This window comes from Streptomyces fragilis (assembly GCF_003112515.1).
Classification (GTDB): domain Bacteria; phylum Actinomycetota; class Actinomycetes; order Streptomycetales; family Streptomycetaceae; genus Streptomyces; species Streptomyces fragilis.
The window spans coordinates 76,713-101,321 of the sequence record NZ_BEVZ01000009.1 but is presented as its reverse complement, the minus strand read 5'-3'; the positions used below and the strand labels follow the sequence as shown (position 1 = coordinate 101,321).

At 72.6% G+C, this 24,609-nt stretch carries 19 protein-coding genes and 1 pseudogene; 12 read left to right on the top strand and 8 right to left on the bottom strand.

Annotated features, from left to right (window positions below; all coding sequences use genetic code 11):
• Positions 1–77 precede the first annotated feature (77 nt).
• Positions 78–1,292 carry an FAD-dependent monooxygenase gene (locus Sfr03f_RS26545; RefSeq protein ID WP_108956713.1) on the bottom strand — a complete coding sequence of 405 codons (1,215 nt, stop codon included), beginning with the start codon at positions 1,290–1,292 and terminating at the stop codon, positions 78–80.
• 183 nt (positions 1,293–1,475) lie between these two features.
• On the opposite strand from Sfr03f_RS26545, the gene Sfr03f_RS26540 reads away from it, so the two are divergent.
• Positions 1,476–2,615 carry a TetR/AcrR family transcriptional regulator C-terminal domain-containing protein gene (locus tag Sfr03f_RS26540; protein WP_108956712.1) on the top strand — a complete coding sequence of 380 codons (1,140 nt, stop codon included), beginning with the start codon at positions 1,476–1,478 and terminating at the stop codon, positions 2,613–2,615.
• 28 nt (positions 2,616–2,643) lie between these two features.
• On the opposite strand, the gene Sfr03f_RS30420 is transcribed toward Sfr03f_RS26540, so the two are convergent.
• Entirely contained in the window at positions 2,644–2,784 is a 141-nt protein-coding gene (locus tag Sfr03f_RS30420; RefSeq protein ID WP_159105741.1) for a peptidoglycan-binding domain-containing protein, read from the bottom strand.
• Between the two features lie 259 nt (positions 2,785–3,043).
• On the opposite strand from Sfr03f_RS30420, the gene Sfr03f_RS26530 reads away from it, so the two are divergent.
• The 7 genes from Sfr03f_RS26530 to Sfr03f_RS26500 all read left to right on the top strand — a co-directional run bounded on the left by Sfr03f_RS26530 (position 3,044) and on the right by Sfr03f_RS26500 (position 10,440).
• Entirely contained in the window at positions 3,044–3,907 is an 864-nt protein-coding gene (locus tag Sfr03f_RS26530; protein WP_108956897.1) for a polyphosphate polymerase domain-containing protein, read from the top strand.
• Positions 3,904–4,581: a DUF4956 domain-containing protein gene (locus Sfr03f_RS26525; RefSeq protein ID WP_108956710.1), complete on the top strand. Its 678-nt coding sequence runs from the start codon at positions 3,904–3,906 to the stop codon at positions 4,579–4,581. Before Sfr03f_RS26530 ends, Sfr03f_RS26525 begins: the two co-directional genes overlap by 4 nt.
• Positions 4,581–6,245, top strand: coding sequence for a CotH kinase family protein (locus tag Sfr03f_RS26520; protein ID WP_108956709.1), 1,665 nt, complete (start codon positions 4,581–4,583; stop codon positions 6,243–6,245). Before Sfr03f_RS26525 ends, Sfr03f_RS26520 begins: the two co-directional genes overlap by 1 nt.
• Before the next feature lie 216 nt (positions 6,246–6,461).
• The gene (locus tag Sfr03f_RS26515) at positions 6,462–7,199 is read left to right on the top strand and encodes a response regulator transcription factor (protein ID WP_108956708.1); all 738 of its coding nucleotides are present in this window, start codon (positions 6,462–6,464) and stop codon (positions 7,197–7,199) included.
• A gap of 29 nt (positions 7,200–7,228) precedes the next feature.
• Entirely contained in the window at positions 7,229–8,761 is a 1,533-nt protein-coding gene (locus Sfr03f_RS26510; protein ID WP_245967788.1) for a sensor histidine kinase, read from the top strand.
• A gap of 132 nt (positions 8,762–8,893) precedes the next feature.
• Positions 8,894–9,529 carry a hypothetical protein gene (locus tag Sfr03f_RS26505; protein WP_108956707.1) on the top strand — a complete coding sequence of 212 codons (636 nt, stop codon included), beginning with the start codon at positions 8,894–8,896 and terminating at the stop codon, positions 9,527–9,529.
• Positions 9,530–9,708: 179 nt separating this feature from the next.
• Entirely contained in the window at positions 9,709–10,440 is a 732-nt protein-coding gene (locus Sfr03f_RS26500; RefSeq protein WP_108956706.1) for a DUF7873 family protein, read from the top strand.
• 485 nt (positions 10,441–10,925) lie between these two features.
• Here the strand turns inward: Sfr03f_RS26500 and Sfr03f_RS26495 are convergent, their stop codons facing one another.
• On the bottom strand, positions 10,926–12,914 hold the full coding sequence (locus tag Sfr03f_RS26495; protein WP_108956705.1) for an ABC transporter ATP-binding protein: 1,989 nt from the start codon (positions 12,912–12,914) through the stop codon (positions 10,926–10,928).
• Between the two features lie 505 nt (positions 12,915–13,419).
• On the opposite strand from Sfr03f_RS26495, the gene Sfr03f_RS26490 reads away from it, so the two are divergent.
• A complete protein-coding gene (locus Sfr03f_RS26490) occupies positions 13,420–14,340 on the top strand; it encodes a DUF6891 domain-containing protein (RefSeq protein ID WP_108956704.1) in 921 nt (306 codons plus the stop codon).
• Between the two features lie 129 nt (positions 14,341–14,469).
• Here the strand turns inward: Sfr03f_RS26490 and Sfr03f_RS26485 are convergent.
• A pseudogene (locus Sfr03f_RS26485) lies at positions 14,470–14,595 on the bottom strand (winged helix-turn-helix transcriptional regulator); the annotation flags it as partial.
• Positions 14,596–15,311: 716 nt separating this feature from the next.
• On the opposite strand from Sfr03f_RS26485, the gene Sfr03f_RS26480 reads away from it, so the two are divergent.
• Positions 15,312–17,546 carry a glycoside hydrolase family 3 N-terminal domain-containing protein gene (locus tag Sfr03f_RS26480; protein WP_108956703.1) on the top strand — a complete coding sequence of 745 codons (2,235 nt, stop codon included), beginning with the start codon at positions 15,312–15,314 and terminating at the stop codon, positions 17,544–17,546.
• A 148-nt stretch (positions 17,547–17,694) separates the two neighbouring features.
• Complete coding sequence (locus Sfr03f_RS26475) at positions 17,695–18,069, top strand: VOC family protein (protein WP_108956702.1); 375 nt, start codon at positions 17,695–17,697, stop codon at positions 18,067–18,069.
• Positions 18,070–18,162: 93 nt separating this feature from the next.
• On the opposite strand, the gene Sfr03f_RS26470 is transcribed toward Sfr03f_RS26475, so the two are convergent.
• Positions 18,163–19,032, bottom strand: coding sequence for a DMT family transporter (locus Sfr03f_RS26470; protein ID WP_108956701.1), 870 nt, complete (start codon positions 19,030–19,032; stop codon positions 18,163–18,165).
• Between the two features lie 265 nt (positions 19,033–19,297).
• Here Sfr03f_RS26470 and Sfr03f_RS26465 point away from each other — a divergent pair, with 265 nt between their 5' ends.
• Entirely contained in the window at positions 19,298–19,909 is a 612-nt protein-coding gene (locus Sfr03f_RS26465) for a TetR/AcrR family transcriptional regulator (protein ID WP_108956895.1), read from the top strand.
• A 219-nt stretch (positions 19,910–20,128) separates the two neighbouring features.
• Here the strand turns inward: Sfr03f_RS26465 and Sfr03f_RS26460 are convergent, their stop codons facing one another.
• Genes Sfr03f_RS26460 through Sfr03f_RS26450 form a run of 3 tightly spaced genes read right to left on the bottom strand, consistent with a single transcriptional unit; the run spans position 20,129 to position 24,073 of the window.
• On the bottom strand, positions 20,129–22,177 hold the full coding sequence (locus Sfr03f_RS26460; protein ID WP_108956700.1) for an iron ABC transporter permease: 2,049 nt from the start codon (positions 22,175–22,177) through the stop codon (positions 20,129–20,131).
• A 4-nt stretch (positions 22,178–22,181) separates the two neighbouring features.
• Positions 22,182–23,192 (bottom strand): iron-siderophore ABC transporter substrate-binding protein, encoded by a 1,011-nt coding sequence (locus tag Sfr03f_RS26455; RefSeq protein WP_108956699.1) that lies wholly within the window; start codon positions 23,190–23,192, stop codon positions 22,182–22,184.
• Complete coding sequence (locus tag Sfr03f_RS26450; protein WP_108956698.1) at positions 23,189–24,073, bottom strand: ABC transporter ATP-binding protein; 885 nt, start codon at positions 24,071–24,073, stop codon at positions 23,189–23,191. Before Sfr03f_RS26450 ends, Sfr03f_RS26455 begins: the two co-directional genes overlap by 4 nt.
• Positions 24,074–24,609: the final 536 nt, after the last annotated feature.

Below are 24,609 nucleotides of genomic sequence, written 5' to 3'. Positions count from 1 at the left end.
CCGTCGCGGCGTTGTCCGATGATGGTCCGAGGCGGATCCGAGAGTTGTCTGAGAGCGCTCTCAGGCTGGTTCGGGGGTCATCGGGCCGGTTCGCCCGCCGCGTACTCCGGCAGGGCGATGTCCCCCGCCTTCGCGAACTGGGCGGCGAGCAGGTTCCGCATCGGCCACCGGGTCATCCGGCGCATGGACAGGTTCCGGAGCCTGATCCCCGTCCGGCTCGACGGCGCGAAGCCCGCTGCGCCGCCCGGCGGGAGCTGCTGGGCCCGGGCGACGTAGGGCCGCATCACCTCGTCGTACCGCCGGAACGCCGCGCGGTGGTCGCCTGCGGCCGCGGCGATCTCCCCGGCGAGGACGTAGGCGCCGACCAGGGCCAGGCTGGTCCCCAGGCCGGTGAGCGGGGAGGCGCAGTACCCGGCGTCGCCCAGCAGCACCACCCGGCCCCGTGACCAGCGGTCCAGGACCACCTGGTCCATGGAGTCGAGGAAGAAGTCCGGGGCCGTCCGCATGGCCCGCAGCAGACGGGGGGTCTGCCAGCCGACGCCGGCGAAGCGCCGTGCCACGATCTCCCGCTGCGCGGCGACGTCGCGGCGGTCGTAGGCGATGGGCGCGGAGCGGAAGCTGAGACCCGCCTTGACCTCGCCGGGGAGGCGGCCGGGCCGTGCGGAGGCCACCAGTCCGCCCGGCGCGTTGTGCATCAGGTACCAGCCGTCGAGGTCCAGACCCTCGTCGCCGGTGGTGAACCAGGCGTTGTAGAGCCCGAGCGGGCGGACGCACTCCCGCTCGGGGCCGAAGACCAGCCCGCGCGTCACGGAGTGCGGCCCGTCCGCGCCGACGACCAGGCCGAAGCGGCGCGGCGCGGCCTTCTCGAAGGTGACGTCCACGCCGTCCGCGTCCTGGGTGATGCCCGTGACGGTGTCGTCGAAGAGGTACTCCGTGCCGGGCAGGGTCGCGTCGTACAGCACGCGGGCGAGATCGCCGCGGAGGATCTCGATCTCGGAGACGATTCCCTCCCCGCCGAAGCTGTCGGCGGGGATCCGCACGGTGACGCGGCCGGAGCCGTCGACGTTGGCGATCCCGTGCTGCTCGACGCTCTCCGCCCTGGCCCGGTCCATCAGGCCCATCCGCTCGATCACGGTGCGGCCGGCGCCGCGCAGGTCCACGGTCTGTCCGCCCGGCCGGGGCTGTGGCGCGCGCTCCACCACGGTGACCGCGAAGCCCTGCTTGCGTAGCCAGTACGCCAGCGCGGGTCCTGCTATGCCGGCGCCGGAGATGAGTATCCCGTTGTTCGTCATGACGGTGAATGTACGGCGTACGCGTACGCTGCTGCAAGCGGGAAAAGGCGGGTAAATGCAGGTAGTGCAGATGAGTGCACTAGTGCGCTTAGGGGTTTCCGCGGGTGTTCGCGGACGACGCCCCTCGTCGCGGGCTAGGATGGCGCACACGTCAGGTGCACTAGTGCGGAGGGGTGGCGGGCGATGGGGGAGAACGCGGGACCGCGGTCCGGCCGGATCGTCGCCGAGCTGCGGCAGCGGATCGAGAGCGGGGAGCTGGCCCCGGGGGAGCGCGTCCCCTCGACCCGGGAGATCACCCGGCAGTGGGGTGTCGCCATGGCCACCGCGACCAAGGTGCTGGCCGAGCTGCGCCGTGCGGGACTGGTGCGTTCGGTTCCCGGTGTCGGGACGGTCGTGGAGGGCGGGGGCGGCCCCTCGCACCCGGCCCGCGCGGCCCGTCCGTCCGCCGCGCGGCGCCCCGGGACGCGGCCGGGGGCGGCGCCCCGGTCCCCTGGGACGGGCGCCTGGGCCGGGTCCGCGAGGTCCGCGGGGTCTGCGGGGCGGCCCGGGGCCGCCGGGGTCCCCGGACCGGCAGGGTCCACCGGGGGCGTGGGGCCGGCGGGTTCCGCCGGTGGGCTCACCCTGGAGCGGATCGTCGCCGCGGCCGTCGCGGTGGCCGACGAGGAAGGGCTGGCGGCGGTATCGATGCGCCGCGTCGCCGCCGAGCTGAAGGTGGCGACCATGTCGCTCTACCGGCACGTGGCCGACAAGGACGACCTGTTGACGCGGATGCTGGACGCCGCCATCGCCGGGCGACCGCTCCCCGCCGAACGGCCTGCCCACTGGCGTGCGGCGGTGGAGCTGGCGTCGCGGCAGCTGTGGGGTCTCTTCCGCCGTCACCCGTGGCTGGCTCCGGCGATGTCGGTGACCCGCCCGCAGATGGTCACCTCCGGGATGCAGTACAGCGAATGGATCCTGGGCGCGCTGCACGCCGAGGGACTGGACCTGCAGTCGGCCTTCACCGCGCACCTCACGCTGCTCAACCACGCCCGGGGCATCGCCGTCCACCTGGAGAGCGAGCGGGAGGCCGAGGCGCACAGCGGTCTCGACAGCGAGGAGTGGATGGACGGCCAGGAGCCCGCACTGCGGCGGGTACTTGCGGACGGCCGGCTCCCACTGCTCTCGCAGGTCGCCGAGGAAGGCTACGACCTGAACCTCGACGACCTGTTCGAGTTCGGGCTGCAGCGCCTGCTCGACGGTCTGGCCCTGCTCCTCGGGCGGACCCCGCCGGGCCGGCCGGCCGACGACGGCGGTCCGGGTCCGTCCTCTCCCGGGCGCGAGTAGGCGCGGCAGGAAGAGTGTCCGTCGGCACTCAGCCGCAGACGGGCGCTCCATGGGCCCTCTGGAGCCACTTCACCGCAGGCTCCGTTCCCGCACCGAAGCAGCCGTCCACCTCCTTCGGGCCCACCGAGTAGCCGTGGTGGTGGAGCAGCAGCGCCTGGACCTCCTTCACCCTGACCGCCGCGTCACCGCGGTGACAAAGCTGTCTCCGCACCGTTCGCGGAGGCGGTATTGCCGAGGGCCGCACGTCGTGAGGGGCGTGGCGCCCTTCGGCCCGTCCCGTCCGGGCCGGCGGCGGCACGCGGGGTTCTCTCGGGACTGCCTCGCAATTCTCGGCGTTCTCTCACACGACGCTGCTTCCGTATGCGGTGCCGGTCGAGGTCGACGGCACCGCACGACGAAGGAGGCACACGGTGGCAGAACCCCTGCACGTGGCCAGCAGGCTGCACGCGTTCAACCGGTTCGAGCTGAAGTACCTCGTGCCGGTCGAGGAGGCGGCCGGGATCAGGGACGAGCTGGCCGAGCGGATGGACCGGGACGCGCACAGCCCGGTCGGAGGCTACGGCGTGTGGAGTCTCTACTACGACACCCCTCAGCTGCGCTTCTACTGGGAGAAGATCGAAGGCCTGAAGTTCCGGCGCAAGCTGCGCATCCGGCACTACGGGGACCTCGACGGGGTGACTGACGAGTCCCCGGTGTGCGTGGAGATCAAGCAGCGGGTCAACCGGGTCACGCAGAAGCGCCGGATCACGCTGCCCTACGGGACGGCCCGGCGGCTGTGCGACGGACGGGAGCTCGTCGAGCACTCCGCCCAGGAGAGCGCCTTCGTCCAGGAGGTCCTCGAACTGGTCGTGCGGCTGAACCTGCGGCCCACCGCGATCACCGGTTACCAGCGCGAGGCGCTGGTGGGGCGTGATGCGGACACCGGACTGCGGGTGACCTTCGACCGGCGCGTCCGGGGCCGGGACCGTGACTTCGATTTCGGCCTCCCGAACCCGGAGAACCGTTTCACCATCCCGCCGCACCTGTCGGTGATGGAGATCAAGGTGAACGAGCGCACCCCGCACTGGATCACCGACCTGGCCGCGCGCCGGAACCTCGACCTCGTCCGGGTGTCCAAGTACGTGCAGTCCATCGAGGCGTTCGGCCTCGCACCTCGGTCCGTCTTCCACGTCCACGAGGCGGACTACCCGCCTCCCTCCGCCCCCTCGGCCCCGACCACCACCCCCACCAACGAGCCGCTGCCCGGGCAGCGGCCGGCGCCCGAGGCGCCGGTGAAAGCAGGAGCACAGTGAACTTCGATCTGCAGGAACTCAGCGGCACGTTCAGCGTCGCCGACGTCGTCGCGGCCATGGCGTTGTCGTTCGTGCTGAGCACGTTGATCGGCTACGTGTACCGGTACACCCACCGCAACGTCTCCTACAGCCAGTCCTACGTCCAGACGCTGGTCATCGTGGGCATGATCGTCGCCCTGATCATGCTGGTCGTCGGGTCCAACCTGGCCCGGGCGTTCTCCCTGGTCGGCGCCCTGTCCGTGGTCCGCTTCCGCAACGCGGTGAAGGAGACCAGGGACGTCGGCTTCATCTTCCTCGCGATGGCGATCGGCATGGCCTGCGGCGCCCGCTTCTACACGCTGGCCGCGGTCGGCGCGGTGGTGATCTGCGCGGTCGTCCTGGTCATGTTCAAGTTCAACTGGTTCGCGCTGAACGTCCAGCGTCAGGTGGTCAAGGTCCAGGTTCCGGCAGGCGAGGACTACGCGCCCGCGATCAGCGACGTGCTCATCAAGTACACCACCGAGTTCGAGCTGGTCAGCACCGAGACGATCAGGGGCGGCGCACTCACCGAGGTGTTCTACACGGTGCGGATGAAGAAGGGCGCCGAGCCCGGCGAGCTGGTGAGCGCGCTGCAGGAACGCACCTCCGGACAGCGGGTGACCGTGCTGACCGGTTACGACACGACCGACCTGTGATGGCCGGCGACGACAGGACCCGCGGACGCCGCCTGCGTGACCGCCTCCCGGTCCGGCTGCGGCACCACTGGAAGCCGGTGGGAGCGCTCTGCGCGGGGCTCGCGGTCATGGTCTACGGCTTCGGTGACGCCCGGGTCTCGCCGTACGTCACCTCCGCCTCCGCGGCGGAGGGCGACCCCGTCACCGAGAACGTCAGGGGCACGATCGGCCTGTACGACACCTCGGTCGCCCACTCCGTCCGACTCGCGTACGACCAGACCGAGTTCGACAAGATGATGAAGGAGTTCACGGAGGACGGGAACAAGGAGTACGTCAAGGCGGACCTCACGATCGACGGGGTCCACCTCGAGGACGTCGGCATCCGCCTCAAGGGCAACTCGACCCTGATGTCCCTGCGCGGCGGCGGCGCCGGAATGCCCGGCGGCGGCCGGACCGCGCCGGAGGGAGCCGCGGCCGGACAGGACGCCCCCGCGAGGGCCGGCGGGGGCAGGGGCGGCGGCATGACGCAGTACGACCTGTCCGCGGAAAAGCCGGAGGAGCTGCCCTGGCTGATCAAGATCGACGAGTACGTCGAGGGCCGCGCCTACCAGGGGGAGCGGGAGATCTCGTTGCGCCCCGGCAGCGGGGAGGAGGTGCCGGTCAACGAAGCCCTCGCGCTGAGCCTGATGGACTCCAGCGGCCTGAAGAACGAGCGCTACTCGTTCACCGCGTTCCAGGTCAACGACCGGCCCGTCACCACGCGGCTGATGGTCGAGAACCCCGACACCGAGTACGCCGAATCCGCCGGCGACGGCAACGGAGTGATGTACAAGGCGCGGGCCGGCAGCAGCTTCACCTACCGGGGCGACGACCCGACCGACTACGAGAACTCCTTCAAGCAGCTCAACAAGGTCGGCAGCCAGGACCTCGAACCCGTCATGAAGCTGATCAAGTGGGTCGACCAGGCGTCGGACGAGGAGTTCGAGAAGGAACTCGACCGGTACGTCGACGTCGAGTCCCTCGCCACGTACGTCGCGGCGCAGAACCTGCTGCTGAACTTCGACGACATGTCCGGGCCGGGCAAGAACTACCTGCTCCGGTACGACCTGGACATCCGGAAGTTCACGGTGCTGGGATGGGACTACAACCTCACCTTCTCCGGCGACGCGACGGCGGGGCCCGACGACGAGATCGGCATGGGCGGCGGCATGCCCGGGGGAGGGGCACCGGCGGGGGACACGGCCGAGGGCACGACTGAGGGCACGGCCGAGGGCGGTCCGCCGGAGGGGATGCCCGAAGGGTTCCCCGGCGAGCTGCCCGAGGGCTTCCCCGAAGGGCCGCCCGGCGGCGGCGCGGCAGGGCAGGGTCAGGGAGCCGACGCGGGCCAGGACGGCCAGGGCCAGGACGGTCGGGGCGGTAGGGGCGGCGGGCTCTCGGGCCACGCGCTCAAGGACCGGTTCCTGGAGTCCGACGCGTTCGACGCCGTCTACAAGAAGGCGTACCAGGAGCTGTACGAGAAGTTCTACGGCTCGGGCGCCGCGACCACGACCCTCGACCGCGTCGCCGACGCGGCGCGCGAGGCGGGCGCCGACGGCACGGGCCTGGACACCGCCGTCAAGGCACTCCGCACGACCGTCACCGCACGCACCGAGGCGCTGGCGAAGGACGAGGAGATCGCCGGGTGAGGCCGGGCGTCCGGACGGACCCCTCCCCGAGGGGGGCCGTTCGGACGCCCGGCGTTTCTCCCGTACCCGTCCCCTCCGCCGGGGCCTGCGCCGGGAGACATGCCCACCGCCGGCACCCTCCGCGGACACCTCCCGCGACCGGCCGCGGGTAACGTCCGGTACGGCCCACGCCCGGCACGCCGTGGACCTCAGCGAAAGAACGGATCGCACAGCACGATGACCGAGCACTCCGAGGCGGAGCCGAGGCACCGGCTCCTCGTCGTCGAGGACGAGCCCAGCATCCGCACCCTGCTCGAGTCGACCCTGCGGCTCACCGGGTACCGGGTGAGCAGCGTCGACTCCGGCCGGGCGGCCCTGACCGAGGCCGAGCGCCTGCAGCCGGACCTGGTGCTGCTGGACGTGATGCTCCCCGACCTGGACGGCTACGAGGTGACCCGCCGGCTGCGCGAGAGCGGGAACCAGGTGCCGGTGCTGTTCCTGACCGCCCGCACCGGCGTCGACGACCGCATCGAGGGCCTCAGCGCCGGCGCCGACGACTACGTGGCCAAGCCCTTCAACATCGAGGAGGTGCTGCTGCGCATCCAGGCCATCCTGCGGCGCACCCTCGGCACCGAGGCCCTGCTGCCGGACACCGTGCTGCGCTACGCCGACCTGGAACTGGACGAGACGGCGCACGAGGTGCGCAGGGCGGGGGAGTACCTGCAGCTGTCCCCGACGGAGTTCAAGCTGCTCGCGTACCTGATGGACAACCCCGGCCGGGTGCTCAGCAAGACGCGGATCCTGGACCACGTGTGGGGCTACGACTTCGCGGGCGACACGCGGGTCGTCGAGACCTACGTCAGGTACCTGCGCAAGAAGGTCGACCGGTTCGACCCGCCGCTCATCCACACCGTCCGGGGCGTCGGCTACTGCCTGCGCCTGCCCCGCCCGCACGAGGGGACCACGGACCGGTGAAGCGGCCCCTCACCCCGACGTCACGCTCCCTGGCCCCCCGGACCGCCCGTCGTCTCGCGCCGCGGTCGCTGCGCGGCCGGCTCGTCCTCGGCGTCACCGTGCTGGCCACGGTGGCCGTCCTGGCCTCCGAGCTGGTCGGCTTCCTCGTCCTGCGGTCCTGGCTCCTGGACCGCGTCGACCAGCAGCTCGCCCAGTTCGAACCGCGGCCGCCGTCCTTCCGCGACGCCCGCAGGCCCGACGGCCCGCCGCCCGTCCAGGGCCCCGGTTCGCTGCCGTCGGACTTCCGCGTCTACTTCTACAACGACTCCGGTGACCGTCTGGAGTACTCCCTCGGCTCCAACGACCGGCCCGGACCGCGGCTGCCCGACACGCTGGAGGACCTCGGGCTGACGGAGGGACACCCCGAGACCGTGGAGGCGGAGTCGGGCGACGGCAACTGGCGGGTGCTGCTGAGGACCGGCCCCCAGGGCATGGGCGCCGTGGTCGCGCTGCCGCTCGACACCGTCGACGGGGCGACCTCGAAGATCCTCTGGATGGACGCCCTGCTGCTCGCCGCCACCGTCGCCGCGCTGCTGGCCCTGGCCCGCGGAGTGGTCCGGCTGGGGCTCCTGCCGCTGACCCGGATGGAGCGCGCCGCCGGAACCATCACCGCGGGACAGCTCGACCGGCGGCTGCCCGACACCGATCCCGGGACCGAGATCGGACGGCTGGGCACCGTGCTCAACACGATGCTCGACCGCCTGCAGAAGGCGCTGCAGGAACGTCAGGCCTCGGAGGACCGCATGCGGCAGTTCGTCGCCGACGCCGGACACGAACTGCGCACGCCGCTGACCGCCATCCAGGGCTTCGCCCAGCTCGCGCTCCGGCCCGGCGCCCGCTCCGCACAGGAGCGGCGGGAGGCCGACCGGCTCGTGGCGCAGAACGCGGAACGGATGGCGCTGCTCGTCGACGACCTCCAGCTGCTCGCCACGCTGGACCGGGGACCCGCCTACCAGCGCGAGAGCGTGGACCTGCTCTCGGTGGCGGCGGACGCCGTGAGCACCGCCGTCATGCAGAGGCGGAGCCATCCGGTGGACCTGGAGCCGCTCGGCGGCGGCCCCGGCGGTGACGGCGGCCCCGGCGGCCGCGAGCTGGACGTCGTGGAGACCATGGGGGACCCGCACCGCCTGCGGCAGATCGTCGAGAACCTGCTGACGAACGCGCACGTGCACACCCCGGCCGGCACCCGCATCCACGTAAGGGTCGGCGAGGGCCTGGCCGGCCCCGGCGTCGGGGGGACGGACGCGCCCGGACGGGTCAGCACCACCCGGCCGTTCCTGCCCGGCACACGGGTCGCCGTCGTCGAGGTGGCCGACGACGGCCCGGGGCTGACGGCGGAGGAGGCCGAGCACGTCTTCGAGCGCTTCTACCGGGCCGACCGGTCGCGCTCGCGCGCCCAGGGCGGTTCGGGACTCGGCCTGGCCATCGCGGCGGCCATCGCCGAGGGGCACGGAGGCCGCCTGGAGCTCGACCCGGGTCCGGGCCGCGGGGCCACCTTCCGGCTGGTCCTGCCGAGGTCCTAGCCAGGGCGGGGCAGGACGGGGCGGGGTGGGGTGAGGAGGGGCCGGGTGGGATCGGGTGGGTCCTCGGCCCCGGCCGCCCGGACCCTGGGCCGGTACTCTCCCGCCATGTCACCGGGCCGGTACCCTCCGGCCATGTCCACTCCTTCCCCGGCGTCCGCCAACGGCCCGCTCGCCCGGTACCGGCCGCACGGTCACCGGGTGGAACCCGCGGAGCACCTGCTCGACACGCCCGGGTTCTGGCCCGCCTACCTGGGATGGACCCTCGTCGTGGAGGGCGTCGACCCGGAGCTCTTCGGCGCGGACCTCGCCGACCTGGACGCGGCGCTCGAGGCGGTCGGGGCGACGGAGGTGTGGCCCGCCTTCCGCGTGCCGCTGTCCGACGGCCGGGTGCACCACGTCGTCCCGTACAACCTCCCCGACGACTACGGCAGCACGGAGTTCCTGCTCGAGGTCCCGGGCGCCGACACCCTGCGCACGCTTGGGGTGATGGACCCGCACGACTTCCACGGCGGCGGCCTCACCTGGCGGGAGACCGTCGAGGCCGCCGACGCGGTGCCCTCCGGCGACGGCGGCCACCGGCACGGCGTGCTGGACCCCGACCACCGGCTGCTGCTCCTGCTCCCCGCCTGGGGCGGCGTCGACACCCCGGCGGAGGAGGCGCTCACCCGGATCGCACACGCCCTCGCGGCGGTCGGCGTGCCCGACGCCTCGGCGGCCGCCCTGGCGGAGCACCTGGTCGACGCCCGCGCCTGGGGCCTGTCCACCTGACCACCGCGTTCGCCGCATGGCACCGCCGTACGACCGATGCGCCGACGGCCGGGTGCGGCCGGGTGTGCGACAGTCCCGTCACGCTGATCGTCGGACCGCCTCGGGAACGGCGCCGATAAATGAGGTGAGAGGAGTGCGTCGTCCGGTCTACGTTGCTCCTGTTCGAAAGGGGGGACGCAATGGCGAAGCTCAACCAGATCATCGCTGTCGAAAAGGGCGTCAAGAACAAGTCGTTCCAGGACATCACCGCCGCGCACCACAAGGTGCAGAAGCCCGCGTTGCTGGCCGGCATCTCGAGGACGTACCAGCCGAAGGACGAGGAGGGCGAGCAGCTGCCGCCCGAGTCCACGCGGGTGCAGGTCAAGGCGGAGGACGTGCTGCGGGAGACGGCCGCGTCCCTCACCCGGCTCTTCGACGTCACGGCGACCAAGGACTGGGCCAACTGCACCGCGCGCGCCGACGTCACGGTGGACGGCCGGACCGTCGTCGCCGACGTCCCCGTCGGCTACCTGCTGTTCCTCGAGAAGCAGCTCGCCGACCTGCACACCTTCGTCAAGAAGCTCCCCGTGCTCGACGCCGCGGAGTCCTGGTCCCTCGACCCGTCCACGGACTGGTGGAAGACCGACGCGGTGCGCACGATCCGCACCAAGAAGGTGCCGCGCAACCACGTGAAGGCGGAAGCCACCGAGAAGCACCCGGCGCAGGTCGAGGTGTACTACGAGGACGTGCCGATCGGCTACTGGACCACGGTGAAGTTCTCCGGGGCGCTGCCCGCACGACGGGTGAACGAGCTGCTGGAGCGGGTCGAGAAGCTGCAGCAGGCGGTCAAGTTCGCCCGCGAGGAGGCCAACTCCACCGAGGTCACCGACCGGCGGGTCGGCGACGCGGTGTTCGGCTACCTGTTCGCCTGAGACCCGCGGACAACCCCATGATCGCCCCCGCGTGCGAGCGCGGGGGTGCGTGACAGGGGCGGGCCGGACATGAGGACCGGTCCGCTCCCCGAGCGCAAGCTGAAACTGAACGGAATCAGCCTGAAGAAGCGGCGACGGTGAAGGTTCGAATCCTTCCCCCGGCACCACACGCCGGGGTGGCCCAATCGGCAGAGGCACGCCGCCTGAAACTCAGACTCTCGCTCAAGCTTCAGCATCGCCACCGATCGCCGGATCGACCGAGGAGGGACTACGCCCTTGGGGTGCGAGTTCGACTCTCGTCTGCGCCTCTCCGCGGCGCGGTAGTTCAACGGAAGAACACGAGGGATAAGCCTGATCCCTCCTCTTGAAACGCCATCGGCGTGCCCAACGGGTGGCATCCCCAGGGACCCGGGAGCCGGATACCGCTCCCGGGTCCCGCCACGTCCGGGGCCGGTCACGTCCGGCGCCGGGTTCCATCATGAGGGTCAGGGCACCACCTCGTCGTCGGGCTTCGCCGTGGCTCCGCTGTCGCGGCCGGGCTCGCCGGAGCGCGGTGACGGCATCATGGCGGAGGCGCCGTGGAACTGACGGGCCTGCACGTCGTAGGCCTCACGGAAGAAGCCCCGACCTGTTTCGGGGTGCATCAGCTGCTCGAAGGTGCCGTGCTCGACGACGCGGCCCTCCTCCAGGACGTAGATCAGGTCGGCGTGGCGGACGCTGTGCAGCCGGTGGGTGATCAGGACGGTGGTCTGGCCGTGGCCCGCGAGGCGGTGGATCTGGTCGAAGACCTTCTGCTCCGCGGCCGGGTCGAGCGCGCTGGTCGGCTCGTCCACGATCAGGACCTGCCCGTCGCGGAACCGGGCCCGGGCCAGGCCGATCTTCTGCCACTGCCCGCCGGAGATCTCCCGCCCGCCCCGGAAGCCGCGCACCAGCAGGGTGTCCTTGCCGCGGGGGAGGGACCCGATGATCTCGTCGGCCCCCGAGTACGCCGCCGCCGCGTCGACCGCGGCCTCGTCGTGCAGGGCGGAGGACCGGCCGATGCCGATGTTGACCCGGGCCGTGAACGGCCAGCGGTGGAAGTCCTGCGCCACCATGGCGACCCGGGAGAAGATCTGCGCCCGGTCCGCCTCCGCGGTGTCCACGCCGCCCCAGGTGACGCGGCCGTGGTCGGGGAGGTAGAGACCGGACAGGAGCTTGGTCAGCGTCGTCTTGCCCGAGCCGTTCCGGCCGACCAGCGCCACCGTCCGGCCCGCCGGGACGACCAGGCTCACGTCGCGCAGAGAAGGCTCGTCACTGCCGTGGTAGGTGAACGTGACGTTGTCGAAGCGGATCTCCCCGCAGTGCTCCGGCAGGTCCTTGCCGCCCGCCGGGATGGCGCGCCGCTCCGCCTCCTCGCACAGGGCCTCGAGGTCGGCGACGAACAGCGACTCCTCCTGCACGTCGGTCACGGTCAGCACCAGGTCGTTGATCCCGGCGGAGCCGGACCGGATGGCGAGCACGGCGGTGGCCCCGACGGCGAACTCCATCGAACCGCTCCACAGCAGCAGCCCGAGGACCCCGTACGTCGCCACCGTGGCCACGCCCCGGGCGGAGTCCGCGATCAGACCGGTGCGGGCGCCGAGCCAGGCCAGCCGGGTCTGCTCCTTCTCGCTCGTCTCGGCCATCCCGCGGAAGTGCGTCAGCAGGAAGGGGCCGACCTCGTGCACCCGCACCTCGCCGGCGGCCTGCTGGTTGATCAGCAACTGGCTGATCAGATGGGCGGCCCGGACGTGCTGGATGAACCGGTGGCGGCTCACGTACTGCTGCCGTGCCATCGTCAGCGAACCCCAGGCACTGGGCAGCGCCATGACGATCAGCAGCGGCAACAGGGCGGGGTGGAGCACCGCCAGCACCCCCGCCGCGGCGACCAGTGAGATGCAGGAGGTGGCCACGGCGGTGCACAGACGGACCATGCGGCGGGCCGACTCCGCACCCCACTGCGCCGAGTCCATCAGCTTGTGGAACGCGTCGTCCTCGATCGCGCTCATCTCCACGCGCGCCACCAGGCCGAGGTAGCGCTCCGTCGCCACACGCGACACCTTGGGCTCCAGGATGCCCGTCGCGGCCATCGACGCGGACCGCAGCACGGCGCCCAGCAAGGTCACCAGTGCGACGAGCAGGAGCGCGGGCAGTGCGGCCCGCAGCCGCTCCGCGTTGGACCCGGGCGCGAAGAGCTCCCCCAGCAGCGCGCTGACCGCCACCAGCGACACCGCCTGGCTGATGCCGCGGCCGAGTTCGCAGAGGCCGACGACGAGGAGGGAGCGCGGGTCGGCCTGGCGGGCCAGCCGGACGGCGATACCGATGTGACGGGGCAGGGCGGCCGCCATGGTCCGCAGGCCGAGGCGCAGCCAGGCGCCGTTGTGCTGGTTCCAGCCCTGCTCATAGGTGAGTTCGCCGCCGAAGAGCAGTTTCTCCGAGGACGACGGCTCGCCCATGGCGCTCGCCCCGCCCGGGTCGGTTCCTTCGGCTTCGGCAGCCGGGCCGCCGGGAGGACCGGTGGGTGCCGGGGAGTCCGGCCCGGTGGAGGTCACGCCGCCCACCGCGTGCCGGCCGGTGCCACGGACAGGGCTTGTTCGAATGTGCCTGGGTTGCTCGGGCTTGCGGGAGTCAGGTGCACGGATTCCTCCGGACGGACGACGCAGGGGCACTGGTGCTCCAATAACGTCGCCGGAGCGCCGCTTGTCACGGTTCCGGAGCGGCTATTTCAGGACAATTGTTCCATCGCGGGGTGACGGGTTCTGGGGGTGGCCGGGGCGGTGGTGGCGCATGGTGTTCGAACAGGACTGGTCGTTCGGCGGGAGTGTGGCCGGGATGATCCGGGGTGATCCGGGGAGTGGCGAGCCGACCGTGTCGGACAGTCATATAACAGCAAGAAGCGCGGCACAGCGGCGGGAAAGCCGCAGGTGGTCGCTGTCAGTGGCGTGTGCCAGGCTGGCGCACATGATGGAGATGCTCGTGATGACGGAGCCCGGCGAGCGGGTGGTGCGCCCCACAGCCGGTGAACTCGCCGCGCTGGTGCGAAGGATCGGTGCGGCCGGCGACGGTTTCCTGGTCGCCCAGCGAGTGCCGGATCTTCCGGACGAGTACATACAGGTGGCGCACCGGGCCGGCGGCGACTACCAGCTGGAGTACCGGGACGGCTCCCACGACCGTCACTTCCAGACCTTCGTCGCCGACCCCGGCACCGTCGCCGACGCCATGACCGGCTGGGCGTGCCGGGAGCAGGACTGGAGCCGGGAGTTCGAGTGGGTCCTGCTCGACATGGACGAGCCCGAGTCGGTGCCGCCGCTGGAACTGTCCGCCGAGGACCGGCAGACGCTGGAGGAGCGGCTGCGCCTGTCGCTCGCCTGCGGGTACGTGGACCGGGCGGCGCTGGCCGAGATCGCGGAGGAGTACCTGGTCACCGCGGAGTGCCGCCCGCTCACCCGCGGGCAGGCCCGGCGGCTGGCCGACGCCTTGTGGCTGGAGAGGGTCGGCGAGCAGGCCGGCTGGCAGGGTGAGACCGATCCCGAGCGGCTGAGCCGGGCCTTCGCCCGGCTGCGGGAGCACGGGATCGTGGCGCGTGAGGACTTCGCCTGCTGCCGTACCTGCGGAGACGCCGAGATAGGCGCCGAATCGCAGCCGGGGGACCGGGGTTTCGTCTACTTCCACTCGCAGTGCACCGAGGGCGCCGCGCTGGGGCAGGGGCTCCACCTGCTCTACGGGACCTTCGACGACGCGGGTTCGGAGGCCACGGTGGCCGTCGGCCGGGAGGTCGCCGAAGCGGTGCGCGCGGCCGGTCTGACGGTGCGTTGGGACGGGGATCCGGCCCGGGCGATCGTGGTGACCCCGCTCGACTGGCGGAGACGACTGGTCGGCTGAGCGCCCGAGTCGACACCTTGGCGCGGCTCGTCCGGTGCGGCCCGCGCCGGCGAGGGTTCGACTCAGTCGACGGAGGAACGGGTTCGTGTCACGCACGGTGCACGCCGACCCGAAACTGCGGGTGGAGTACTGCTCCAGGCCGCGGAGCGACTGGGTGAGCGCCTTCGGGGAGACGCGGCCCAGCGGCACGCGGAGTTCGGAGTATCTTCGCGGGCCGTCTTCCAGGCACCGGATGACCAGGGGTGCCCATTTGTCCGGACGCACACGCGGGAAGGCCGTGATCCGCATCTGAAGCGGGGGCATCGGGCTGACAAGGCCGGGCCCCGGCAGGCGGGTGGCGGGCAGGCGGGACAGGGAAGTTGGACGAGGTTGTGTGACGGCTGTTGACAGCGGATGACAGTGCTGGCTTCATGAAACATACGGGTGGGAGCGCTCCCACTCACTCGTGTGTACGTCCTCTTTCGTCATGCGGCAAGAGGAAGCGGTATATACCCGGGCATAGCGGCCTCGCTGCCTGTGGGCTCTCACAGCGGTAGTCGTGGGAGCCGGAGGGCACCGAGGCCTCACAGCACGGTGTCACCCCGCACCACCGCACGTCCCGTACCGACGCTCGCCCCGCACACCGCATCGTCGCTCGCCCCGCACCACGGGCCGAACCGCACCACCGGAACCGTCAGCGCCGGAACGCACGGATGGCGCCGACCGCAAACGAAGCGCACCGACCGCACCCGACCGCACCGACCGCACCCCGCAACACCCGCAAGGCACGCTGCAGCACGGTCCCGCCGTCCTTCCCCACGGCGGGACCGGCCCCCACGGGGCAGGCACGTGGCCGGCGCCGGTGCCGGGCCGCCGCCCGGCACCGGCGCCGTACCCGCGTCGCCTGCCCGCCCGACGCACGGCGGGGACACCCCAGCCCCACCCCGCCCCACCGCTCGACCACCGCTCCCGCGAACCCGGAGGGCCCGTTCATGAGACCACCGACCCGCCGTGGCCGGCTGACAGCCGCACTGTCCGTCGCCGCCGCCCTCATCACCCTCGCCGGGTCGACGAGCGCGCAGCCCTCCGTCGCCGCGGAGGCCCCCGTGGCGGCCGCCGCCCTGCCGTACCAGGACGCCTCGCTCCCGGTGGCGGACCGCGTGAACGACCTGCTCGGCCGGATGACGCTGGACGACAAGATCGGCCAGATGACGCAGGCGGACAAGGACTCGATCGTCCCCCAGTCCGACATCAACACCTACCGTCTCGGCTCCGTCCTGTCCGGCGGTGACGGCACCGTCTCCCCGAACAACGCCACCACCTGGGCCGACACGTACGACGCGCTGCAGCGCCAGGCCATCGGCACGCCGCTGGCCATCCCGATGATCTACGGCATCGACGCGGTGCACGGCGCCAACGCGGTCCGCGGCGCGACGATCTTCCCCCACAACATCGGTCTGGGCGCGACGCGCGACCCGGCGCTCGTCCAGCGGATCGGCCGCGCCGTCGCCGAGGAGGTCTCCGGCACGGGCGTCGACTGGACCTTCGCGCCCTGCCTGTGCGTGGCCCGCAACGACCGCTGGGGCCGGACCTACGAGTCGTTCGGCGAGACTCCCGAACTGGTCTCCTCCATGTCGACCATCGTCGACGGCTTCCAGGGCGCGGGCGGCGCGGGATCGACCGCCGCCTCGGTCCTCGCCACCGCGAAGCACTACATCGGTGACGGCGGGACGACGAACGGCACCGACCAGGGCAACACCCAGCTGACCGAGGCCGAACTGCGGGCCGTCCACCTGCCGCCGTTCAAGTCCGCGGTGGACAGGGGCGTCGGTTCGGTGATGCTGTCGTACAGCAGCTGGAACGGCGTCAAGGTGCACGGCCACAAGTTCCTCGTCACCGACCTGCTCAAGGGCGAGCTCGGCTTCAAGGGCTTCGTGGTGTCCGACTGGGCCGCCGTCGACCAGCTCGACGGGCAGACCGGTTTCACCGCCGACGAGGTGAGCAAGGCGATCAACGCCGGCGTCGACATGGTGATGGTGCCGTACGACTACAAGAAGTTCATCAGCACGCTGCGCGCCGAGGTCGACAACGGCCACGTGGCGATGTCCCGCATCGACGACGCCAACCGGCGCATCCTCACCAAGAAGTTCGAACTGGGCCTGTTCGAGAAGCCGCTGACCGACCGGGCGTACACCTCGACGGTCGGCTCCGCCGAACACCGCACGCTGGCCCGCCAGGCCGTGCGCGAGTCGCAGGTGCTGCTGAAGAACGACGGTGGCGTGCTGCCGCTGGCCAAGTCGGCCAAGCTGTTCGTCGCGGGCAAGTCGGCCGACGACATCGGGAACATGAGCGGTGGCTGGACGATGAGCTGGCAGGGTAGGAGTGGTGCCATCACCCCCGGCACGACGGTGCTCGGCGGCATCAGGGCCGCCGCCACGGACTCCTCGCGGGTGACCTACGAGCGGTACGGCAACGGCATCGACAGCAGCTACACCGCCGCCGTCGCCGTGGTCGGCGAGACCCCGTACGCCGAGGGCAAGGGCGACCGGACCGGCGCGATGGGCCTGGACCAGGAGGACCTGCAGACCCTGGCGAAGCTGAAGGCCAGCGGCGTGCCGGTGGTGGTCGTGCTGGTCTCCGGGCGCCCGCTGGACATCGCCGCCCAACTGCCCGACTGGAAGGCGCTGGTCGCCGCCTGGCTGCCGGGCACCGAGGGCGGCGGCGTCGCCGACGTCCTGTTCGGCGACTACAAGCCGACCGGCAAGCTGCCCATGACCTGGATGCGCAGCGTCTCCCAGCAGCCGATCAACCAGGGTGACGGCAAGGACGCCCTGTTCCCCTACGGACACGGGCTGACCTACGGCACCGGCACCGAACCCGACCCGACGCCCACGCCGACCCCCACCCCGACGCCGGGCGCCGGCTCCTGCACGGCGACGACCAAGGTCACCAACAGCTGGTCCGGCGGCTACCAGGCCGACGTGACGGTGCGCAACACCGGCACCGTCGCGCTGACCGGCTGGGCGGCGAGCTGGGACCTCGGCAACCGGACCGTCACCAACGTGTGGAACGGCACGCTGACGACCAGCGGCGGCCGCGCCACCGTGCGCAACACGCAGTGGAACGGCTCGTTGGCCGCCGGCGGCACGGTGACCTTCGGCTACACCGCGAACGGCTCCGCCGACGGCCTTACGGTACCGGCCTGCTCCGGTACGACGGGAGCCTGACCGCGGAGGTCCCCCCACACGGACCCGGTGTCCGGCGCCGCGGCGCCGGACACCGGGTCCCGTCCTGCCGCATGGCGGCCGTGGCGGGGGGTACGTCCCTCCGTGCGGGCGCCGCCGGGGCGGCCGAGGACTTCGAGGAGTGCGGCAGATGATCCGGAAACTGCAGGCGGTCGCTCTGGACTGCGACGACCCGGTGATGCTCGCCGCGTTCTACGCGGAACTGCTCGGGGGCCACGTCGTCACGGAGTCCGCTGAAGCGGACTGGGTCGAGGTGCACGGGTTCGAAGGCGTGCCGCTGGCCTGCCAGCGGGTCGAGGGGTACCGGCCGCCCGCGTGGCCGGGTCAGGACCGCCCGCAGCAGCTCCACCTAGACTTCGACGTCGACGACCTCGAGGCCGAGGAGAGGCGTGCGCTCGCCCTCGGGGCGACGGTGCTGGAGCGGACCGACCAGGTCCGGCCCGGCGCCAACTGGCGGGTCTACGCCGACCCGGCCGGCCACCCCTTCTGCCTCTGCCGGCACTGAGGCCGACGGGCTCGGCCCCCGGGTGCCCGGAACCGCCGGCCCTCCCAGCCGAGGCGGGACGCCGGTCACGGCCCCGGGTGCCAGGCGATACACCTAGGCCATGGCCTCGGCCACGGTGGAAGCCGAGGGCGCGGGCCGGGGAGCTCCCCGGGTGAGCAGCACCACCCCGCGGGCGGCGACGAGCGCCCCGCCCCCGGCCAGCAGGGCGCCGAAGGCCCCGCCCTGGAAGCCTTCACCGAGCAGGCACAGGCCGATGCACGCCGCCGTCACGGGGTTGGCCAGCGTGGAAGTCGCCAGCGGGGCGCCGAGACCCCCGCGGTAGGCCGACTGCGCCAGCAGCAGCCCGCCGACCGCGAACGCGGCGACCAAGGCGCCCAGCAGTGCCGTCTGTCCCCACGCCGCTGCGGCCGGACCGCCGTCGCCCGTCAGGGTCACCGTCATGGTCTGCGTCAGCGCCGACGCCACCCCGGAGGCCACCCCGGACGCGGCGGCGCGGCACAGGCCGGAAGCGTCGGCCGGCCGGCACAGCGCGGCCAGCAGCACCGCCGCACCACCGGCGACCGCGAGCGCGGAGCCCGGTGACAGCGCCCTCTCCCGGACCGGGCCGGACACGGTGAGCAGCAGTGCGGCGAGGCCCAGCAGGGTCAGCGCGGTGCCGCGCCACTCGCTCTCGCGCACCCGGCGCCGCGCCACCCGGGCGCCCAGCGGCACCGCGACGACGAGGGTGAGCGCGCCCAGGGGCTGCACGACGGTCAGCGGTCCGTAGCGCAGGGCGACGACGTGCAGCAGCGAGCCCGTGAGGTTCAGGCCGGTCGAGGCCCACCAGGCCCCCGTGTCGAGGAGCGAACGCAGCGGGGCGCCGGGACGGGCCCGGGCGACGATGCGTTCCTGCGCCACGGCGGCGGAGGCGTAGGCGACCGCCGAGGCGAGGGACAGGGCGACGGCGGGCGCGGTGGCGTTCACCGGCCGGCCACGGTCTGCGCGGGAGGGTGCGCGGGGGTGCGCCCGGTGGGCGCGGGACGGGCTCTCATCTTCAGCCCTTCGTGCGGACGGACGTCGCGGGTGACGCCGGGCGCGGCCGGCCGCCGCGATCATCGAAACGGTTCAGTATCGGTACGGTAGAGTACCGGTACTGGTTGGTATCGATACGATCGGGTGTCGGTACGGATAGGGTGAGGGGCAGGTGCGGCCGAGGCGCGGGCCAGGTGGCGGAGGAAGGGGAATGGTCATGGTGCAGGTGGAGAGTGGAGCCCGGCCGGAATCCGCGTCGCGTCGCTCGAAGATCACACCGGAGCGTGAGCGGGAGTTCTTCGACGCCGTGCTGGACCTGATCCGTGAGAGCGGCTACGAGACCGTGACCATGGACGGCGTGGCGGCCGTCACCCGGTGCAGCAAGTCCACGCTGTACCGGCAGTGGAAGACCAAGCCCCAGTTCGTGGCCGCCGCGTTGCGGGCGAACCGCCGGGGCGGGCTCGCCGACATCGACACCGGCTCGCTCGCCGGTGACCTCACGGAGGTCGCCCGCTCCCTCGGGGCGGTGTCGGACCGGGACACCCGGCTCTTCCAGGCGCTGGCACACGCCATCACGGTGGACGCCGACCTGCGCAGCGCGCTGCGGGAGGCGCTGGTCGATCCGGAGCTCGTCGCGCTGGAGGCGATCCTGCGCCGGGGGATCGAGCGGGGCGACGTCGCCGCCGGCCATCCGGCGCTGCCGTTCGTGCCGGACATGCTGTTCGGTGTGATGCGGATCCGGCCGGTGCTGTCCGGCCGGTACGCGGACCCGGACCACATGGTGCGGTTCGTGGAGTCGGCCGTGCTGCCCGCCCTCGGACTCGACTGAAAGACCCGGACCGGCCGCCCGTGGGATGAGGCGGACGGTCCGAGCGTGCCGCACGTGGGGACGGCGTGGCACGCGAGCCGGGGCCGGACGGGGCGCCTCTTGAGCGGAGAGGCGCCCCGTCCGGCCCCCTTGGCTTTTTCCCCGCCCGGCGGGCCCGGCCGGCTGCGGCCCCCGCCCGTGGCGCCGCCCGGTGAGGTTCCCGGGCGGCGCCACGGGGGATCAGCGGCCTCCCCGGCTCCTCACCAGGAGCCACAGGAAGTACGGCGTGCCGATCAGCGCGGTCATCAGACCCGCGCCCAGCTGGGCCGGGGCGATGACCGTGCGGCCGAGGAGGTCCGCGGCGCAGACCAGCACCGCGCCGAGGAGGACGGCGACCGGCACCACCCGCACGTGGCGGCGGCCGACCAGGGCCCGGGCGGCGTGCGGGGCGACCAGGCCGACGAAGCCGATGGTGCCCGCCGCCGCCACCGCCGTCGCGGTGAGCAGCACGCTCAGCACCAGCAGCGCGAGACGTTCGCGGGACAGGCCGATGCCCAGCAGCCTGGGGGTGTCCTCGTCCAGGGAGACCAGGTCGAGCTCCGTGCGCCGGGCCACGGCCACGACGACGCCCGCGGCCAGCACGACGGCCAGTGGCACCAGGTCCGGGAAGGTGCGCCCGTAGGTCGAGCCGGAGAGCCAGGTCAGCGCCTTGGTCGCGTTGTACGGGTCGGTGAGCACGATGACCAGGCTGATCAGCGCCGTCGCCGCGGTGGCGACGCCCATGCCGACCAGCACCAGCCGGTTCTGGCGGAAGCCGCCCTTGGCCGCGAGCCCGAAGACCACCACGGAGGACACCCCCGCTCCCGCGAACGCGGCGCCCGCCACGCCCCAGGAACCGGCGAGCGGGACCGAGGTCACCAGCAGCACCGCGCCCAGCGCGGCGCCGTTCGAGACGCCCAGCACCGCGGGCTCGGCGAGCGGGTTGCGGGTGACCGCCTGTACCAGCGTGCCCGCCAGCGCGAGGGCGGCGCCCGCCAGCAGCGCCGCGCCCACCCGTGGGACACGGGTGTCGAGGACGAAGGTGACGGCGCGGCCGGACCTGCCCTGCGCCCAGTTGGCGACGTCGCCGAGGAGCAGCTTGGCGTCGCCCAGCAGCACCGCGGCGACGACCACGCCCACCAGCAGCACCACCAGCGCGGACAGCACCGTGACGAACACCCGGCGGCCGCGCGGTCTCAGACGGTCCGGCGCGGCGGACTCGGCGCTGTCGCGCAGCCGGGTCGCGGCCGCCACCAGGAAGACCGCGCCGACGAGGCTGGTGACCACCCCGGTCGGCACCGCGACCGAGAGGTCGTCGGGGACCAGGGCGCGCAGCACCACGTCCGACCCGAGGACCAGCGCGGCGCCGGTGAGCCCGGCGAGCGGCACGGCCCCGCGCAGCCGGGTGAAGGCCCGCACGCGGCGGGCCAGCTGCCGCACCAGCGCCGGGGCGCACAGGCCGACGAAGCCGATCGGTCCGGCCAGGGTGACGGCCGCCGCGGACAGCAGGGAGGCCAGCACCACCACGGTGACCCGGGTGGTGCGGACGTCGACGCCGAGTCCGCGGGCGGCGTCGTCGCCGAGTGCCAGCGCGTCGACGCGGCGGGCCGTCAGCAGCAGTCCGGCGAGGCCCACGGCGGCGATCGGCAGCATCTGCACGACGCCGTCGAAGCCGTTCTGGGCGATGGAGCCCTGGTTCCAGGCGTAGAGGCCCTCGGTCCGCTCGGGGAAGAGCAGCAGCAGGCCCTGGGTGACGGCGGTCAGGCCCAGCGTCAGGGCGCTGCCGGCCAGGACCAGGCGGACGGTGCCCGCGCCGAGCCCCGACAGCGACAGCACCACGGCCGCCGCTGCCAGGCCGCCGGCGAAGGCGATGCCGGACGACGCCAGCAGCGGGAGGGAGACGCCGGTGACGGCGGCCACGCCGAGGGCCAGGTAGGAACCGGCGTTGACCGCCAGGGTGTCGGGGGAGGCCAGCACGTTGCGGCTGACGGCCTGGAGGGCGAGACCCGCCATGCCGAGCAGGGCGCCGACCAGCAGGCCGGCCGCCATGCGCGGCAGCCGCGAGGCGACCACCACGGAGGCGTCGCCGGGGTCGGCGGCGCCGGTGAGCGCCTTCCACAGCTCGGGCGCGCCCGCCGTGGCGGTGCCCTGGGTGACGTCGACCGCCGCGAGGACGGCGACCAGCAGGGCCAGTGCGGCCGTCACCGCGGCCGCGGCCGGGGTGGCTGTTCTGGTTGCGGTGACGGCCACGGCGTTACTTCTTCGTCAGCGCCTCGACGAGGGCGTCGACGTACGCCTCCATCGAGCCGGGGCCGCCGAACATCCAGATGCCGTCGTCGAGACGGTGCACGTCACCGGACTCGACGAACGGGAGCGACTTCCACACGGCGTTGTCCTCGAGTACGCCGCCCTTGGCGAAGGGGGTGCTGTTCTCGTCGCCGTCGCTGCCGATGTAGGCGAAGCGGGTGTCCTTCGGGAGCTTGGTGAGACCCTCGACGTCGGTGGCGGCCAGGCCGTAGGACTCGTCGCCCTTCATCTTCCAGGTGTTCCTCAGGCCCAGCTCGGTGTTGACCTCGCCGATGAGGGAGGTGGCCGTGTAGGGGCGGACCGAGACCTGGTTGGACGTCACGTAGCCGTCGGCGAAGGCTATGCCCTCGCCGGCCAGGCCGGCCTCGTCCAGCGCCTTCTTCCCCTCCTCGAGCTTGGCGTCGAACCGCTCGCGCACCTGCCCGGCCTTGTCCTCGGTGCCGGTGGCCTTGGCGATGAGGTCGACGTTCTCCAGCATCTGGTCGATCTGGCCGGCGCCGTCGGCCGAGCGGACCTGGAGGACCGGGGCGACGTCCCGCAGCTGCTTGACGGCGGCCTCCGGAAGGTCGGTGGTGGCGACGATCAGGTCGGGCGCCAGCGCGGCGACGGTGTCCATGCTGGGCTCGCCGCGGGTGCCGATGTCCTTGGGCTCGCCCTTGAGGGGCACGGCGGTGTTCCACAGCTGGTAGCCCTTGACGTCGGCGACGCCGGCCGGCTGGACGCCGAGCGAGAGCAGGCTCTCGACGACGTTCCACTCGGTGCCGACGACCTTGGTGGCCGGTCCGTCGAGCTTCACCTCGGCGCCGGAGGCGTCGGTGAGGGTGACGGCCTTCGTCTTCCCGGAGTCCTGGGCGCCCTTGGCGTCGGCGGCGGGCTCGGTGGTGCCGCAGGCGGTCAGCGAGAGGGCGGCGGCGGCCGTGGCCGCGACGAGGAGGTGACGCTTCGCGAGGTGCTTCATGAGGAGGGGATGAGCCTTTCGGGCGTGGTGCGGGTGTGGTGCCGGCCCACCGCGCGGGTGCGCAGGTGGCCGGTGAGGGGGTCGGTGTCGACCTCGATGCGGATGCCGTAGGCCGCGGTCAGCCGCTGCGGGGTGAGCACCTCGGCGGGCGCGCCGTCCGCGACGATCCGGCCGTCGTGCAGGAGCACCACCCGGTCGGCGACGGCGGCGGTCTGGTCGAGGTCGTGCAGGACGACGCCGACGGCGATGCCGTGGTCGTCCGCCAGATCGCGTATCAGGTCGAGGAGTTCGACCTGGTAGCGGAGATCGAGGTAGGTGGTGGGCTCGTCGAGCAGCAGCACGCCGGTCTCCTGGGCCAGGCAGCCGGCCAGCCAGACGCGCTGGAGCTGGCCGCCGGAGAGGTGCTCGGCGCCGCGGTCCGCGAGGCCGGTGGTGCCGGTGAGGGCCAGCGCCCGGTCGACGGCGGCCGGGCCGGCCGGGTCGGCCTTGCCCCAGCGGCCCCGGTACGGGTAGCGGCCGAACTCGACCACGTCCCGGACGGTGAGTCCGGAGGGGGTGGGGCGCGCCTGCGTCAGCAGGGCGACCCGGCAGGAGAACTCCCGGGCCGTCAGGGCGAGGGCGTCCGTCTCCCGCGCGCCGTCGGTGTGGTCGTCGGAGAGGGTGAGACTGCCGCCGCGGGCCTGCTGCAGGCGGGCCATGGTGCGCAACAGCGTGGACTTGCCGCTGCCGTTGGGCCCGGCCAGGACGGTCACCTCGCCCGGCCGCAGGGTCACGTCGGCCTGGTGGACGACGGGGGTGCCGTCGTAGGCCACGGTGACGTCCGTCGCCGTGAGTCGGTGCCCACGCGGGGGTCTGACCTGGGAGGTCTCTTCGGCTCTCACGCCCTTAGGTTAGCCTAACCTAAGGGCGCTTTCGACAACGGCCCGGTGACGTTCCTGGCGCTCGAGGTCCCGCGGCAGGGTGAGGGCAAGGTCAAAGTCCGGTCGGCGTCGGCCAAGATCTCCGGTCACGGAACTGTGCACGCGTCATATGCCTTTCGTTCCGGCCTGTCAGGTGCCGGACGTCTTCAGGCCGCTGCCGGTGGCCGGCCGGTGCGGCGCGCGCGGACGACTCCTCGCTGCTCGGAGGGCCTTTGCCGGGGCCGGGTGCCGCGCGGGGGGCCTGGCCGGGCGCGCGGCCGGAGTCCGGCGGGGGTCATGGAACGGCGGCGGCGGGGCATACGGACGATTGCATACGGTCAAAGCATGGGCTGATTTACACACCACGGTCAGTGTCTGGATATGTATGGCCCGTAATCACTAGTTAGGAGACAGAAAGCGAGACTTGTGCTTAGTCTCTGTCTCGGCCTTGGAGGCCGGTCCCCCCGGGCCGGCTTCGCGCAGTACCGTCGCGAACGTGCGGCGCACGTCCCCAGCCG

Excerpts from the sequence above, each read along its gene's own strand:
- Sfr03f_RS26540 (WP_108956712.1), top strand. The coding sequence starts at position 1,476 with ATGGGGGAGAACGCGGGACCGCGGTCCGGCCGGATCGTCGCCGAGCTG.
- Sfr03f_RS26545 (WP_108956713.1), bottom strand. The coding sequence starts at position 1,292 with ATGACGAACAACGGGATACTCATCTCCGGCGCCGGCATAGCAGGACCC.
- Sfr03f_RS26490 (WP_108956704.1), top strand. The coding sequence starts at position 13,420 with ATGATGGAGATGCTCGTGATGACGGAGCCCGGCGAGCGGGTGGTGCGC.
- Sfr03f_RS26480 (WP_108956703.1), top strand. The coding sequence starts at position 15,312 with ATGAGACCACCGACCCGCCGTGGCCGGCTGACAGCCGCACTGTCCGTC.
- Sfr03f_RS26495 (WP_108956705.1), bottom strand. The coding sequence starts at position 12,914 with ATGGGCGAGCCGTCGTCCTCGGAGAAACTGCTCTTCGGCGGCGAACTC.
- Sfr03f_RS26500 (WP_108956706.1), top strand. The coding sequence starts at position 9,709 with ATGGCGAAGCTCAACCAGATCATCGCTGTCGAAAAGGGCGTCAAGAAC.
- Sfr03f_RS26505 (WP_108956707.1), top strand. The coding sequence starts at position 8,894 with ATGTCCACTCCTTCCCCGGCGTCCGCCAACGGCCCGCTCGCCCGGTAC.
- Sfr03f_RS26465 (WP_108956895.1), top strand. The coding sequence starts at position 19,298 with ATGGTGCAGGTGGAGAGTGGAGCCCGGCCGGAATCCGCGTCGCGTCGC.
- Sfr03f_RS26520 (WP_108956709.1), top strand. The coding sequence starts at position 4,581 with ATGGCCGGCGACGACAGGACCCGCGGACGCCGCCTGCGTGACCGCCTC.
- Sfr03f_RS26475 (WP_108956702.1), top strand. The coding sequence starts at position 17,695 with ATGATCCGGAAACTGCAGGCGGTCGCTCTGGACTGCGACGACCCGGTG.
- Sfr03f_RS26515 (WP_108956708.1), top strand. The coding sequence starts at position 6,462 with ATGACCGAGCACTCCGAGGCGGAGCCGAGGCACCGGCTCCTCGTCGTC.
- Sfr03f_RS26455 (WP_108956699.1), bottom strand. The coding sequence starts at position 23,192 with ATGAAGCACCTCGCGAAGCGTCACCTCCTCGTCGCGGCCACGGCCGCC.